The sequence below is a fragment of the Pilimelia columellifera subsp. columellifera genome, from assembly GCF_039532605.1.
Lineage (GTDB): Bacteria > Actinomycetota > Actinomycetes > Mycobacteriales > Micromonosporaceae > Pilimelia > Pilimelia columellifera.
The window spans coordinates 17,646-32,609 of sequence record NZ_BAAARY010000007.1 but is presented as its reverse complement, the minus strand read 5'-3'; the positions used below and the strand labels follow the sequence as shown (position 1 = coordinate 32,609).

The window sequence follows — 14,964 nt, the reverse complement described above, 5'->3', positions numbered from 1 at the left end:
GCCCAGTGTGCCTACGATCGCACAGGCGTCCGGGGCTAGGTGCCGTGGGCGTGAGACCGGGCGGTCCACACCGCCACCCGACACCGAGGAAAGGGCGCCCCCGTGCCGCCTGTTGTGATCGTCGCCGAGGAGCTTGCGCCGTCCGCGATCGAGGTGCTCACCGAGGATTTCGCGGTGCGTCAGGTCGACGGAACCGACCGCTCCGCCCTGTTCGCGGCGCTCGCCGACGCCGACGCCGTCATCGTCCGCAGCGCCACCATGATCGATCAGGCGGCGTTGGTCGCCGCGCCGTCGCTCAAGGTTGTCGCCCGGGCCGGGGTGGGCCTGGACAACGTCGATGTCGCCGCCGCCACCGAGCGGGGGGTGTTGGTCGTCAACGCCCCCACGTCCAACATCATCTCGGCGGCGGAGCAGGCGGTGGCGCTGCTGCTGGCGGTGGCCCGTCACACCGCCTCGGCCAGCGCCGCGCTCAAGCACGGCGAGTGGAAGCGGTCCAGGTACACCGGCGTCGAGCTGTACGACAAGACCGTCGGAGTGGTGGGGCTGGGCCGGATCGGACTGCTGTTCGCCCAGCGGATGGCGGCCTTCGGGGTGCGCCTGGTCGCCTACGACCCGTACGTGCAGCCGGCGCGCGCCGCCCAGCTCGGGATCACCCTGTTGACGTTGCCCGAGCTGCTGGCCACCAGCGACTTCATCTCACTGCACCTGCCCAAGACCCCGGAGACCGTCGGCCTGATCGGGGCCGCGGAGCTGGCGATCTGCAAGCCCGGCGTCCGGATCGTCAACGCCGCCCGCGGCGGTCTGGTCGACGAGCAGGCCTTGGCCGACGCCATCGCTGAGGGCCGGGTCGCCGGCGCCGGGGTGGACGTGTACGTCAAGGAGCCGTGCACGTCCTCGCCGCTGTTCGCTTTCGACGCGGTCGTGGCCACCCCGCACCTGGGCGCCTCGACCGTCGAGGCGCAGGACAAGGCGGGCCTGGCGGTGGCCCGCAGCGTCGCCCTGGCGCTGCGCGGCGAGTTCGTGCCCGACGCGGTCAACGTGCAGGCTGGCGGCGCGGTCGACGAGGAGGTGCGGCCGCTGCTGCCGTTGGCCGAGCGGCTCGGTCGGGTCTTCACGGCGGTGGCCGGTGGGGTCGCCGCCAGCGTCACCGTCGAGGTCCGTGGCGAGGTGGCCGCGCACGACGTGTCGGTGTTGCGGCTGGCCGCGGCCAAGGGCCTGTTCGCGACGGTCACCGAGGACCCCGTCAGCTACGTGAACGCCCCGATGCTGGCCGAGCAGCGCGGCGTCGACATCGCGTTGGCGCCGATGCCGGACTCGCCCGACCAGCACGAGTTGGTGGTGATCCGTGGCGTGCTCCCGGACGGCCGGCAGCTCAGCGTCAGCGGCGCCATCGCCGTCGCCGGGCCGCGCGAGACCCTCAAACTCACCGGCGTCGACGGGTACGACCTGGAGCTGGACGCCGACGGGGTGCTGCTGTTCCTGCGCTACGCGGACCGGCCCGGGGTGGTGGGCACGTTCGGCACGATTCTCGGGGAGGCGGGCGTCAACATCGCGTCGATGCAGGTGGCCCGGCGGGCGGCCGGCAGCGAGGCGCTCATGGCGATCGCCGTCGACGAGCCGGTCTCAGGTGAGCTGTTGGCCAGGGTCGCCGCCAGCATCGGGGCGACCGCCTGGAGCGTCACCGACCTGTCCGACATCTGATCCCCGCACGGCACTGTCCTTTTCGGACGATGTTGTGCGCCTGTCAGTCTTGCGCGGGCCCCCGGAATATCGCTAGCGTATCGACGCGGTTACACCGTGAAGTCTCACTGGCGTCCCGGGCCGAACAACAGGGTCAATCTCAGGGCGCTGGGTCGAGCGACCCGGAGCTGGTGGGCCTGTGCGCGTCACGTCTTCGGGTGGCGTCGTCGGGCACGTTCGGGGTAACCGCGCAGTGTTACTGGCGCGCCTACAGCGCGTCGACGGTGGGTTCTGCCACGCCCAGGCGGAGCAGGGCCCACCGACAACTTTTCCGTGATTTCTCCCATCCGATTGATGGGCTCTGCGCGCCGACTGGGGCATTTGCCGCCCCCTCGGCAGTCGATCATGCGCGCCTGGCGGATGTCCGGGCCAACCCACGCGCGCTATGGTTTCTGCACATTCCCCCAGATCCTGACCTGCTCGGCGTCCCCACGTCGAGCCGCGGCCGATCCCGGACCGGCAGATCAGGCTCCCATGACATGGAGGTCCGCGCGATGAACGGCGGCGACAGTCTTGCCTTCGACGTGCACCCGCACCCCGCGCCGGTGACCGCCGCCGAGCGCGCCGCTCTGCTGGCCAACCCCGGCTTCGGGCGGGTCTTCACCGACCACATGGTCACTGTCCGTTACGCCGACGGGAAGGGTTGGCACGACGCGCGGGTCGAGGCACGCGCCCCGATCCCGATGGACCCGGCCAGCGCCGTCCTGCACTACGCGCAGGAGATTTTCGAGGGTCTCAAGGCCTACCCCACGGCGGACGGCGGCGTCACCCTGTTCCGCCCGGAGGCCAACGCCCGCCGGTTCCAGGTATCGGCCGCCCGGATGGCCATGCCCGAGCTGCCCGAGCAAATCTTCCTCGACTCGCTCACCGAACTGATCACCATCGACGGGCAGTGGATTCCGCAGGCCGAGGGCGGCAGCCTCTACCTGAGGCCGTTCATGTTCGCCAGCGAGGTGTTCCTGGGCGTGCGTCCGGCCAGCGAGTACCTCTACTGCGTCATCGCGTCGCCGGTCGGCTCCTACTTCTCCGGCGGGGTCAAGCCGGTCACCGTCTGGGCCTCCCGGGAGTTCAGCCGGGCCGCGCCCGGCGGGACCGGCGTGGCCAAGTGCGGAGGCAATTACGCCGCCTCGCTGCTGGCCCAGGCTGAGGCGATCGCCGCCGGCTGCGACCAGGTCGTCTTCCTCGACGCGGTGGAACGCCGGTACGTCGAGGAGCTGGGCGGCATGAACGTCTTCTTCGTCTACGACGACGGCACGATCGTCACCCCGGAGCTGACCGGCACGATCCTGCCCGGCATCACCCGTGAGTCCGTCATAGTGCTCGCCCGGCAGGCCGGGCGCCGGGTGCTCGAACAGCCAATCTCCTTCGACCAGTGGCGCGCCGACGCGGCCAGTGGCCGACTACGCGAGGTGTTCGCGTGCGGCACGGCCGCGGTGATCACCCCGATCGGGGCGGTGCGTCACCCGGACGGCGAGTTCGCCATCGGTGGCGGCGAGCCCGGCCGGGTGACGACGTCGCTGCGCCAGTCGTTGGTGGACATCCAGCGTGGCGACGCTCCGGACCCGCACGGCTGGGTCCGCCGGGTCGCCTGACCTAGCCGGTGAGCAGGTGGCCGCGCATCGCGGCCACCTGCTCACCGCTGAAGCCAGCGTGCGTCGCGTATGCCTCGACAGAGCCGTGCCGGCCGCGCAACTCGGCCAGGAACAGCAGGATCGCCTCCGGTGGGGAGTCCAGCCATGCCGGCGGCAGCTCCGGCGTCTCAACCCGGGCCGACCGCGCCCAGGCCAGGAACTGCTCCGCCGCCGCCGCGCTGCGCGCGTAGTCAGCGGCGATCGTCGGATCATCGACACCGAGCAGGGCCAGCGTGATGGCGATGACCACACCGGTGCGGTCCTTGCCCGCGACGCAGTGCACCACCAGCGGCGCGGATCGCTCGTCGGCGATCATCCCGAGCGCCTGTGCGATCCCGAGCCGTCCCTCCTCCGCGAGCGCCAGGTAGCGGTCAGCCAGCCACCGCCCGTGGCCGTCGTCGCCGGGCAGCCGCTCAAGCCGCCAGTCGGTGTGCTCGGGATGGATGTGGTGGTACCGCAGCTTCGCGTGCTCGGGCACCCGACCGTCCCGGTCGATCTCCTTCGGACGACGCAGATCGATGACGGTCCGGACACCGAGCGACTGGAACGCGTCCCAGTCGGCGCCGGCGAGCCGGTGCAGCGAGTCGGAACGGTAGAGCCGCCCGCGGCGCACCAGGCGTCCGTCCAGGCCGGGGTGGCCGCCGAGATCACGGAAATTGAACACTGACGTGAAGGCGAGGGCGCGCGGGTCAACGGTGTCCACGCGATGACGCTACCGAGCAACTATCCCGTTCGGAAGAGCGCCGACGTGCCGGCGGCATCCCGCCGCAGGCGAAGGCGCACCGCGGCCGGCGCGCCTTCGCCACGCCGGTGGTCAGACCTCGCCGCGCCAGGCGCCGGTCGCGGTGCCGCGCTGCTCCACGAATTCCTTGAATCGCTTCAGATCCCCTGACATCCGGTGCTCGACCAGGCCGAGCTTGTCGCCGGCGGTCTCCACGAAGCCCTCGGGCTTGAACGCCATCTTCGCGGTGACGCGGGTCTTGCCCGCGTCTACCGGCTCGAAGGTGACCTCACCGGCATGCGCCATGTCCGCGGACGCCCACGCGATCTTCCGGTCCGGGACCTGCTCGGTGATCTGCGCGTCGAACTCCCGTTCCACCCCTGCGATCTTCGTCTTCCAGTGCGTAGTGGTGTCCGAGATCTGACGAATCTCCTCTACGCCGTCCATGAACTGCGGAAACGACTCGAACTGCGTCCACTGGTTGTAGGCGGTGGTAACCGGAACGTCAACGTCCACAGACTCTTTCATCGTGCTCATAACAACCTCCACACTCTGGCATCAGCGTCCTACACCCTGCGTGCCCCGTGCTGACTTCGCGAAACCAGGCGCCCTCGGCTAGTTCGTACGGCACGGTCCCCGTGACGGCCGTGGCGTCGGGGTCCCGCCGGCCGCTGGCCGTCGTTACCGGCTGTCGCGTCCGGCGACGCTCGGGCACACTTACGGCGATGAACGCCGACCTGATCGTCAACGACCGCCTGGTGGTGCCCGACCGGGAGCTGCGCGAGCGGTTCTCCCGCAGCTCCGGCCCCGGAGGTCAGGGCGTCAACACCACGGACAGCCGGGTCGAGCTGTCCTTCGACGTCGCCGACTCGCCGTCGCTGGCGGCGCCGATCCGCGAGCGCATGCTCGCGCGGTTGGCCGACCGCCTCGTCGACGGCGTGCTCACCGTCGTCGCCAGCGAGAACCGGGCCCAGTTGGCGAACCGGGCGGCCGCCCGCCAGCGGCTGGCGGCCCTGCTGCGGGACGCCGCCGCGCCGCCCGCCCCGCCCCGGCGCCCGACCAGGCCGAGCCGGGGCTCCAAGGAACGACGGCTGGACTCCAAGCGCCGGCGCTCGTTGGCCAAGCGCGACCGCCGCACGCCGCCAACCGACTGACCGGCGCTACCCTGGGCCGGTGGCGCTGGAAGTCCTGGACCGGCCGGCCTGGCAGGCGCGCCAGGCGGCGCACGAGTCGCGCGTTGACCAGTGGCTCACCCCGCACCTGCGCCGACGCGACCGGGGCCTGAAGCACCCCGTCCACGATTTCCTGTTCACCTACTACTCCCTGCGGCCGGGCCAGCTGCGGCGGTGGCAGCCGGGCGCCGGCGTCGTCCTACTCGACGCCGACGGTCTCGGTCCCGGCTACCGCCGGCAGTCCGGCGGCCTGATCCTTGATGTCGGGCAACTCGTGGCCCGCCGGGGCGACTCGCTGCGGTGGATTCTCGATCTGCTGCGTGCCACTGCGGCGCGCCCCCCGCACCTCGGCTGCTTCGGTATGCACGAGTGGGCGATGGTGTACGAGCAGAGCCAGGCCGAGGTCCGCCACAACGCCTGGCCGCTGCGACTGTCGCCGCAGGACACCGCCGCGGTGGTGCGCGAGCGCGGAGTCCGGTGCAGTCACTTCGACGCGTTCCGGTTCTTCACGCCGTCAGCGCGTCCGCTCAACGTTCTCCAACCCACCCGCGAGCGCCAGCGCGACCTGGAGCAACCCGGCTGCCTGCACGCCGGGATGGATCTCTACAAGATGGCCTACAAGGTCGGCCCGCTGGCCTCCGGCGAGCTGGTCGCGGACTGTTTCGCGTTAGCCCGCGACATCCGCGCCCTGGACATGCGCGCGAGTCCGTACGAGCTGGCCGGGCTGGGGTTTCCGCCGGTGCGGGTGGAGACGGCCGAGGGTCGGGCCGAGTACGTGGCCGCCCAGCGGGGTTTCGCCGCACGCGCGGCGCCGATACGGTCGGCCCTCATCGCGTTGGTCGGAGAGGCCCTCGACGGCGTTGGGCTTCCTGGCACGGTCTAGATTCGGTGCTGTTCCGCGATCCCTGACAGTGAGGACGGCCGTCCAGTGCGTATCGCCCGTTTCGCCCATGCCGACACGATGGCCTTCGGGGTTGTCGAGGGCGACCTCGACGCCGGCGCGCAGGCGCTCACCGTCGCCGCGATCGAGGGCCACCCGTTCGGCGCGATTCGGTTCACCGGGCAGCGTTGGGCGTTGTCGGACGTGCGGCTGCTGTCGCCGATCCTGCCGAGCAAGGTCGTCTGCGTCGGCCGCAACTACGCCGACCACGCCGCCGAGCAGCACGCCGCGGCGCCGACCGAGCCGCTGCTGTTCCTCAAACCGTCGACGTCGGTGATCGGGCCGCTGGACGCGATCCGGCTGCCCACCCAGTCCAAGCAGGTCGACCACGAGGCTGAGCTGGCCATCGTCATCGGCGCCCCGGGCGCGCGGCGGGCCGACCGGAGCGCGGCCGAGCGGGCGATCTTCGGCTACACCTGCGCGAACGACGTCACCGCGCGCGACCTGCAGGCCACTGACGGCCAGTGGACCCGGGCGAAGGGCTTCGACTCGTTCTGTCCGATCGGGCCGTGGATTGTCACCGACTTCGACCCGGCCGACCGCGAGGTGCGTTGCGAGGTCGGCCCGGATCCGGAACAGCGCGAGGTCCGTCAGCTCGGTCGGACCCGCGACATGACGTTCGACCCGGTCACCCTGGTGTCGTACATCTCGCATGTGATGACGTTGTTGCCTGGTGATGTCATCCTCACAGGCACTCCCGCAGGCGTTGGCCCGTTGGCCGCGGGAGAGTCTGTGATCGTGCGGATCGAGGGGCTCGGCGAGCTGGTCAATCCGGTGCTTGAGCTGGGTTGACACACGGGGCGATACCCGATTTGGCGGGGACCTTCCGGTCGGGTAAAGTTCCTCCTCGTGCGGGAGGCAAGCCAAGCCGAACCACGTCGCAAGTCCAACGAAGCATCAGTCGCAAGTCCAACGAAGCATCACCAGAAGCGTCGAATTCGTCCGTCGCACGTATACCAGACGGGCGGACGGGTTAGCGTTTCTGAGGCGCCGTAGGGCGTCATTGGGGTATGGGGTAATTGGCAGCCCGACGGTTTCTGGTTCCGTTAGTCTAGGTTCGAGTCCTGGTACCCCAGCGCTGATGCCCGAACGGATCGCCGGTTTTGGCTCTGATAGAGTCCACCGCGTTCCGTTCACGGAGCGAAGCAAAGAAAGTCCTGGCCCCGTCGTCTAGCGGCCCAGGACGCCGCCCTCTCAAGGCGGTAGCGCCGGTTCGAATCCGGTCGGGGCTACAAACACTGATCCCGGTTCATCAATTGATGAACCGGGATCAGTTCATTCTACGGCATTTCTGTTTTCGCCGTTTTCGAGTTTCCCCAAAAGTCGGGTGGTCTGAGCCACGTTGCCGGTGATCGGCGCCGAACGAATCCAGTCGGAGTCGCCCCACTGTCGGTTATGGAGTCAAGCACGGCTGGGTAGGCAGCGGCCGAGGCTGGGTGCTGGGTCGGCGCTGCGCGGGTGTCGGCCACCGCAACCGCCACCGACTGGCGACGGCGGTGGCGGGAGCGGCTCCGATGGTCGCAAGGTGCGGGCCCGCCGGCGGACGTGGCCGGCAGGGGTCAGAGCGCGACAGCGGCGGGCGTGGGAACCCGTTACGACACAATGTATTTTTCGCCCATAATGGTTGTGTGCCTGCCTAATAGGGCATACGGTGCGCGCAGATTGCTTGATTGTTTGACCTAGTTGCAGGAGGAAACGTGAACAAGGCCGAGCTCATCGAGGCGCTCGCTGTTCGCCTGGGCGACAAGCGCACCGCGGCCGAGGCCCTCGACGCGGTCCTCGTGGAGATCCAGACCGCGGTGACCAGGGGCGACCGGGTGGCCATCACCGGTTTCGGGGCCTTCGAGAAGCGGGTCCGAGGAGCGCGCACAGCGCGCAACCCGCGTACCGGCGAGACCGTCAAGGTGAAGAAGACCTCGGTGCCTGCCTTCAAGGCCGGCGCCGGCTTCAAGGAGATGGTCGCCAGCGGCAAGGCGACGAAGGTCGCCGCTCCGAAGAAGACCGCGGCCGCATCACGCACCACCGCAGCGAAGCCGGCGGCCGCCCGCGCGACCAGGGCCGCCACGAAGACCACCCCGGCGGTCAAGGCGACGGCGGCGAAGACCACCGGCCGCGCGGCCACGAAGACGACGGCCGCGGCAAAGGCCACCACCGCACGCAAGGCGAGCGCCGCCAAGACCACCACCGCCAAGACCGCCACGGCGAGGGCCGCCAAGGTGACCAAGGCGACCGCGACCAAGGCGACCGCAACCAAGAGCACCGCCCGCAAGACCGCAGCCGCGAAGCCGGCCGCGGCCAAGAGCACCGCCCGCAAGGCGCCGACCAAGACGGCCAAGGCCACCACCGCGGCGCGCAAGACCACCGCCAAGAAGCGGTGACCCGCGCCGGGGTTCCCGGCGAGGATCCAGACGGGCGCCACCGTATCCCGCGGTGAGCGCCCGTTCGGCGTCCGATGTGTCCGTCCCGGTCCGGAGCCGCCTCAGCCCGGCGGGTGGTGCGCGGTCGGCGTCGGGTCGAGACGGCCGATGGTCAGGGCGATCCGCAGACCGAACGCGTCCCGCGGCTGGAACGGGGAGAGCCCGGTCACGTCGGCGATCCGTCGCAGCCGGTATCGCACAGTGTTGGGGTGGACGAACAACGCCCGTGCTGCGCTCTCCAGAACCCCGCCGGCCGCGTAGAACGCGTCCAAAGTCTCCAGCAACTCCCCACCGGTGCGCAGGAGCACCGCGAAGACATCGTGTCGCAGCATGCGTCGGGCTTCGGCGTCGCCGGCCAGCGCTCGTTCCGGCAGCAGGTCATCGGCCAGCACCGGCCTGGGCGCGTCAGGCCAGGCCGGCGCCGCCCGGAACGCGGCCAGCGCGGCCCGCGCGGACTCCGCGGCCTCGTCCAGCGACGGCGCCGCCGGTCCCACGACGACAGGACCGTCGCCGAAGCTGGCCAGCAGCTTGGTCGCGGTGGCCAACGGATCCAGCGCGCCACCGACAACGACGACCAACCGGTCCCCATGCACCCCGCCGATGACGTCCGCGCCGATCCGACGGGCGGCCCGGGCCACGGTGTGCAGCACCGCGTTCGCCTCCCCGCCGGGGGACCGGCCGACCACCACTGCCACCGGCGGCGCGTCGGTCCACCCGAGGGCGGCGGCCCTGCTGGCCACCACATCGGAGGAGTCGCCGCGTAGCAGGGCGTCGACCAGCATCGCCTGTAGCCGGGCGTCCCACGCGCCCCGGGACTCGGCGGCCCGGGCGTAGACGCGCGCGGCGGAGAAGGCCACCTCGCGCGAGAAGCGCAGCACCCCCTCCCGCAGCGCCGCCTCCTGACCGGGGGCGGCGAGCCGCGGGACGTGTTCCTCGACCAGATCGATGGTCACCTGCACCAACGCGACGGTCTGCGGCAGGCTGATCGAACGCGCCAGCGCCCTCGGGGCGGCTTCGAACACCTCGTCGGCCAGTTCCTCGCTGCCCCCGGCGCCGCCGCTGCGCAGCCAGGTGACGAGCGAGCGCACCCCGGCCTGCGCCACCAGCATCACCCAGGACCGCTGGTCAGCCGGCAGCTCGCGAAACCACGGGAGCGTATCTTCCATCCTGGCGACGCTGGCGGTGGCCAGACCGCCGGCGGATCGTTCGATGGTCCGCAGGGTCGCGGTGAGCTCGCCGCCGGGATGGGTCATGGCCCCATGATGCCGGTAACCTGCGGACTAATCACTCGACAGCGGAGGACGACGCGTGCGAAGCGTGACCAGGGCCCTGGCCCGTGGCGTGGCAGTGCTGATGGCGGCCAGCGTGGCTCTGGTGGGGGGCGCCGGGCCGGCCGTGGCGCACAACACTCTCGTCAGCAGCGTCCCCGCGAAGGGGGCGAAGCTCGCCGTGGCCCCGAAGTCGGTCCGGCTGACGTTCCTGGAGGCCCTCGACCCGCCGTCCACCAAGATCACAATTATCGGCCCGGGTGGCGTCAATGCCCTCGCCGGCGCCCCGAGGTTCACCAGGAACGTCGTCGACGTCGGCCTGACCGCCGGCGCCGCCGGCGGGTATACCGTCGCCTATCAGCTGGCCTCCGACGACGGACACCCGATCAGGGGCAAGGTGACGTTCACCCTGACCCAGGCCGCCGCCCCGAGCCCCACCGCCGCCCCGGTGGCGACAGGAACCCCGTCGGCGGCGCCGTCGTCCACACCCGCCGTCGCCGCTTCTCCCGCGAGCCTGACGGACGACGAGAAGGACCCGTACTCGGTGCTGTGGTCGGTTCTCGGCGCGCTCGCCGCCGCCGCCGCGCTCATGTACGCCCTCAGGCGCCGCCGTAAAGCGGACTCACCGGGCCGCTAGCGGCCGTATCCGGCAACCTCGTAGTCAGCCAGAGCATCCCGAACCGGGCGCCCTGGCCCGTCGTCATCGGCCTGCGCCTCGTGCCGGCGCTGGTCAGGCAGTCAGCTTCTGCCGGGCCGCCCGCAGCCGGGCCAGCGTGCGCTCCCGACCCAGCAGCTCCATCGACTCGAACAGCGGCAGCCCCACCGTCCGACCGGTCACGGCGACCCGCAGCGGGGCCTGCGCCTTGCCGAGTTTGAGACCGCGTTCGGCGCCGACCGCCTCCAGCGTGGTCTTGAGGGTCTCAGCTTCCCAGGCGGCGGTCTCGTAGGCGGTGATCGCCGCGCCCAGCAGTTCGGCGGCGCCGTCCTTCATCGCCTTGGCCCACGACGCCTCGTCGGCGGGCGGCTCGGCCAGGAAGAAGAAGTCGACGTGCGGGACGATCTCGGCGAGCACCCCGATGCGGGTCTGCGCCAGCGGGGCCACCGCGGCGAACAGCGCCGGGGCGAAGTCCTCGGCCCGCCACGGCGGGGCCGCGATCGCGCCGGGGGAGTCCGGCGCCACCGGCGCCTCGCCGACCAGCCACGGCTGACAGGCGGCGACGAACTCCTCGGCGCCCAGCGCGCGGATGTACTCGCCGTTGAACGCCCGCAGCTTCTTCTCGTCGAAGAAGGCCGACGACGGGGTCACGTCGGCGATCTGGAACTCCGTCTCGATCACCGACCATGGCACGATCTCGCGGTCGTCCGAGGGCGCCCAGCCCAACAGCATGAGGTAGTTACGCATGGCCCCGGCCAGGTAGCCCTCGGCCCGGTACTGCTCCAGGGCGACCTTGTCGCGACGCTTGGACAGCTTCTGCCGCTTCTCGTTGACCACCAACGGCACATGCGCCCACGCTGGCGGGGTGTGCCCGAGCGCCGTCCACAGCAACTGCTGCTTGGGCGTGTTCGACAGGTGGTCCTCGCCGCGGATGACGTGGGTGATCCCCATCAGCTGGTCGTCGACGACGTTCGCCAGCAGGAACACCGCCGACCCGTCGGCGCGGGCGATGACGAAGTCCTCGATGAGCTGGTTGTCGAAGGTCGGCTCGCCGCGGATGAGGTCGACCACCCGGGTCTCGCCGTCGTTGGGCGTCCGGAACCGCAGCGCCCGGCCCGGACCCGGGCCGAGCCCACGGTCGCGGCAGTGGCCGTCGTAGCCGCGGTACGCCTCGCTGGTGCGGGCGGCGACCATGTCGCGGTCGCACTCGCAGTAGTACGCGTTCCCCGCGGCGTGCAGCTTCTCGGCCGCCGCGCGGTGCTCGGCGGCGTTCGCGGACTGGAAGCACGGCCCCTCGTACGCGCCGCGGGCGATGCCGATCCACTCCAGGGCGCTGAGGATGCCCTCGGTCCACTCGGGCCGGTTACGGGCCGCGTCAGTGTCCTCGATCCGCAGCACGAACACGCCACCCTGCTGCCGGGCGAACGCCCAGTTCTGCAGGGCCACCCGGGCGCTGCCGACGTGGAACATTCCAGTGGGGGACGGGGCGAAGCGTACGCGAACAGTCACCGGTCCAGCCTACGCGCAGGGGGCGCGGCCGGGACCGGCCACGCCCCCTGTCGAGCCGTCGGAGGGGGCTAGGATTCGCCGCCGGTCTCGCCGACCGGGGCGGCGTGCACGTCGGCGATCGCGTACTTCTGCGCCGCGGCCGCCGGCACGTCGGCCGGCACCTCGCCGCGCCGGGCCAACTGCCGCAGCGTCGCCACCGCGATCGACTCGGCGTCGACGTGGAAGTGCCGGCGCAGCGCGTGTCGGGTGTCCGACAGGCCGAAGCCATCGGTCCCCAGCGAGGTGTAGTCGCCCGGGACCCAGCGCGCGATGAGGTCCGGCACCGCGCGCATGTAGTCGCTGACCGCCACGAACGGCCCTGGCGAGTCAGCCAGCGCCCGCTGCACGTACGGCGCCCGCTGCTCCCCGCCCGGATGCAGCAGGTTGTGCTCCTCACACAACACCGCGTCCCGACGCAGCTCGTTCCACGAGGTCACCGACCACACGTCCGCGGCCACGCCCCAGTCCTGCCGCAGCAGCTCCTGCGCCTTGAGCGCCCACTGCATCGCGGTGCCCGAGGCCAGCAGGTTCGCCCGCGGGGCGCCCCGCCCGGCCGCCCCGGCCGGGCCGTACCCGTCAGCGCCGCTGATCGACGGCGCCGGCGAGTACCGGTACACGCCGCGCAGCAGACCCTCGACGTCCAGGTCCGCCGGCTGCGCCGGCTGGAAGATCGGCTCGTTGTAGACGGTCAGATAGTAGATGAGGTCCTCGGGCGCCTCGCCGTACATGCGCCGCAGACCGTCCCGCATGATGTGCGCGATCTCGAACGCGAACGCCGGGTCGTACGAGACGATCGCCGGGTTGGTGGCGGCGATGAGGTGCGAGTGGCCGTCCTCGTGTTGCAGGCCCTCGCCGTTGAGCGTGGTGCGCCCGGCGGTGGCCCCGATGAGGAACCCGCGCGACATCTGGTCCGCGGCCGCCCACAGCCCGTCGGCGGTGCGCTGGAACCCGAACATCGAATAGAAGATGTACAGCGGGATCATCGGCTCGCCATGGGTGGCGTAGGCGCTGCCGGCGGCCGTGAACGACGCCACCGACCCGACCTCGTTGATGCCCTCGTGCAGGATCTGCCCGGCGATCGCCTCCCGGTAGGACAGGAACAGCTCCCGGTCCACCGGCGTGTACTGCTGGCCGTGCGGTGAGTAGATCTTCAACGTCGGGAAGAGCGAGTCCATGCCGAAGGTGCGCGCCTCGTCCGGGATGATCGGCACCCAACGGTGGCCGATCTCCTTGTCCCGCATGAGGTCCTTGAGTAGGCGCACCAGCGCCATGGTCGTGGCGACCTTCTGCTTGCCGGAGCCCTTGGCGACGTCCTGGTACGTCCTGTCCGCCGGCAGGTTCAGCGGGATCGTCGTCGTCGTCCGGGACGGGATCGGCCCGCCGAGGGACTTGCGGCGCTCGCGAAGGTACTCCATCTCCGTCGAGTTCTCCGCCGGCTTCAGGTACGGCGGCAGGTACGGGTTGGCCTCCAGGGTGGAGTCCGCCACGTCCAGGTAGAGACGGTCCCGGAACGTCTTGAGATCGGCCAGGGTCAGCTTCTTCATCTGGTGGGTGGCGTTGCGGCCCTCGAAGCCCGAGCCCAACGTCCAACCCTTGATGGTCTTGGCGAGGATGACCGTCGGCTGACCGGTGTGCTCGGTGGCAGCCCGGTACGCCGCGTACAGCTTGCGGTAGTCGTGCCCGCCGCGCTTGAGGCCCCAGATGTCGTCGTCGGACAGGTGCTCGACCATCTTGCGGGTGCGCTGGTCCCGGCCGAAGAAGTGCTCCCGCACGTACGCGCCGGACTCGGCCTTGTACGTCTGGAAGTCCCCGTCCGGGGTGGTGTTCATGAGGTTGACCAGGGCGCCGTCGCCGTCAGCGGCGAGCAGCGGGTCCCACTCCCGGCCCCAGACCACTTTGACGACGTTCCAGCCGGCGCCCCGGAAGAACGCCTCCAACTCCTGCATGATCTTGCCGTTGCCGCGGACCGGACCGTCGAGGCGCTGGAGGTTGCAGTTCACCACGAAGGTGAGGTTGTCCAGCTCCTCACGGGCCGCCAGGCCGATCGCGCCCAGGGTCTCCGGCTCGTCCAGCTCGCCGTCGCCCAGGAACGACCACACCCGCTGCTGCGAGGTGTCCTTGATGCCACGGTGTTGCAGGTAGCGGTTGAACCGGGCCTGGTAGATGGCGTTGAGGCCCCCCAGACCCATCGAGACGGTGGGGAACTCCCAGAAATCGGGCATCAGGCGCGGGTGCGGGTACGAGCTGAGCCCGCCGCCCGGGTGCGACAGCTCCTGGCGGAAGCCGTCCAGGTCGTTCTCGCTGAACCGGCCCTCCAGGAACGCCCGCGCGTAGATGCCCGGCGAGGCGTGTCCCTGGAAGAACAGCTGGTCCCCGCCGCCTTCGTGCTGACGGCCGCGGAAGAAGTGGTTGAAACCGACCTCGTACAGGCTGGCGCTGGAGGCGTACGTGGAGATGTGCCCGCCGACGCCGATCTCCGGGCGCTGCGCGCGGTGCACCAGCATCGCGGCGTTCCACCGGATGTAGGCCCGGATGCGCCGTTCGATGTGCTCGTCGCCCGGGAACCAGGGCTCCCGCTCGGGCGGGATCGTGTTGATGTAGTCGGTGGTCGTCAGCGGCGGCACGCCGACCTGGCGCTCGCGGGCGCGTTCCAGCAGGCGCAGCATGACGTACCGGGCGCGCTTGGCGCCGCGTTCGTCGATCACCCCGTCCAGCGACTCGATCCACTCGCTGGTCTCGTCCGGGTCGATATCCGGGAGCTGGCTCGGCAGGCCGTCGCTGATCACCGGCCGTTTGCGTTCCGTGGCCACAGGCGTTCCTCGTGTCTGTCTCGGTGCGTCTGGTGTTTCGGCGCGTGGACGTATCAGCTCTA

General features: G+C 70.7%; 12 protein-coding genes and 2 tRNA genes. 9 read left to right on the top strand and 5 right to left on the bottom strand.

Going from position 1 to position 14,964, the window contains the following annotated elements:
• The first annotated feature begins 102 nt into the window (after positions 1–102).
• Positions 103–1,701: a phosphoglycerate dehydrogenase gene (serA, locus tag ABD287_RS09755; RefSeq protein WP_344171433.1), complete on the top strand. Its 1,599-nt coding sequence runs from the start codon at positions 103–105 to the stop codon at positions 1,699–1,701.
• Positions 1,702–2,234: 533 nt separating this feature from the next.
• Positions 2,235–3,332 carry a branched-chain amino acid aminotransferase gene (locus ABD287_RS09750; protein ID WP_344171652.1) on the top strand — a complete coding sequence of 366 codons (1,098 nt, stop codon included), beginning with the start codon at positions 2,235–2,237 and terminating at the stop codon, positions 3,330–3,332.
• Position 3,333: 1 nt separating this feature from the next.
• On the opposite strand, the gene ABD287_RS09745 is transcribed toward ABD287_RS09750, so the two are convergent.
• Both ABD287_RS09745 and ABD287_RS09740 read right to left on the bottom strand, forming a co-directional pair.
• Positions 3,334–4,074, bottom strand: coding sequence for a tyrosine-protein phosphatase (locus ABD287_RS09745; protein WP_344171431.1), 741 nt, complete (start codon positions 4,072–4,074; stop codon positions 3,334–3,336).
• Between the two features lie 111 nt (positions 4,075–4,185).
• Positions 4,186–4,629, bottom strand: a complete 444-nt coding sequence (locus ABD287_RS09740) for an SRPBCC family protein (RefSeq protein WP_344171429.1) — start codon at positions 4,627–4,629, stop codon at positions 4,186–4,188.
• Between the two features lie 188 nt (positions 4,630–4,817).
• On the opposite strand from ABD287_RS09740, the gene arfB reads away from it, so the two are divergent.
• The 6 genes from arfB (at position 4,818) to ABD287_RS09710 (ending at position 8,582) form a co-directional block, all read left to right on the top strand.
• Positions 4,818–5,246 carry an alternative ribosome rescue aminoacyl-tRNA hydrolase ArfB gene (gene arfB / locus ABD287_RS09735; RefSeq protein ID WP_425565572.1) on the top strand — a complete coding sequence of 143 codons (429 nt, stop codon included), beginning with the start codon at positions 4,818–4,820 and terminating at the stop codon, positions 5,244–5,246.
• Between the two features lie 19 nt (positions 5,247–5,265).
• On the top strand, positions 5,266–6,147 hold the full coding sequence (locus tag ABD287_RS09730) for a 3-methyladenine DNA glycosylase (RefSeq protein ID WP_344171427.1): 882 nt from the start codon (positions 5,266–5,268) through the stop codon (positions 6,145–6,147).
• A 45-nt stretch (positions 6,148–6,192) separates the two neighbouring features.
• Positions 6,193–6,996, top strand: a complete 804-nt coding sequence (locus ABD287_RS09725; protein ID WP_344171425.1) for a fumarylacetoacetate hydrolase family protein — start codon at positions 6,193–6,195, stop codon at positions 6,994–6,996.
• A 212-nt stretch (positions 6,997–7,208) separates the two neighbouring features.
• Positions 7,209–7,280 (top strand) — tRNA-Gln (locus ABD287_RS09720).
• 83 nt (positions 7,281–7,363) lie between these two features.
• A tRNA-Glu gene (locus ABD287_RS09715) sits at positions 7,364–7,436 on the top strand.
• Between the two features lie 465 nt (positions 7,437–7,901).
• Positions 7,902–8,582 carry an HU family DNA-binding protein gene (locus ABD287_RS09710; RefSeq protein WP_344171423.1) on the top strand — a complete coding sequence of 227 codons (681 nt, stop codon included), beginning with the start codon at positions 7,902–7,904 and terminating at the stop codon, positions 8,580–8,582.
• A 101-nt stretch (positions 8,583–8,683) separates the two neighbouring features.
• Here ABD287_RS09710 and ABD287_RS09705 read toward each other — a convergent pair whose 3' ends face one another.
• Positions 8,684–9,874, bottom strand: coding sequence for a PucR family transcriptional regulator (locus ABD287_RS09705; RefSeq protein ID WP_344171421.1), 1,191 nt, complete (start codon positions 9,872–9,874; stop codon positions 8,684–8,686).
• Between the two features lie 55 nt (positions 9,875–9,929).
• Between ABD287_RS09705 and ABD287_RS09700 the strand changes: the two genes are divergently transcribed.
• Entirely contained in the window at positions 9,930–10,526 is a 597-nt protein-coding gene (locus ABD287_RS09700; RefSeq protein ID WP_344171419.1) for a copper resistance CopC family protein, read from the top strand.
• A 93-nt stretch (positions 10,527–10,619) separates the two neighbouring features.
• Here the strand turns inward: ABD287_RS09700 and gltX are convergent, their stop codons facing one another.
• Complete coding sequence (gene gltX, locus ABD287_RS09695) at positions 10,620–12,053, bottom strand: glutamate--tRNA ligase (RefSeq protein ID WP_344171417.1); 1,434 nt, start codon at positions 12,051–12,053, stop codon at positions 10,620–10,622.
• Between the two features lie 68 nt (positions 12,054–12,121).
• Positions 12,122–14,902 (bottom strand): pyruvate dehydrogenase (acetyl-transferring), homodimeric type, encoded by a 2,781-nt coding sequence (gene aceE, locus ABD287_RS09690; protein WP_344171415.1) that lies wholly within the window; start codon positions 14,900–14,902, stop codon positions 12,122–12,124.
• Positions 14,903–14,964 lie beyond the last annotated feature (62 nt).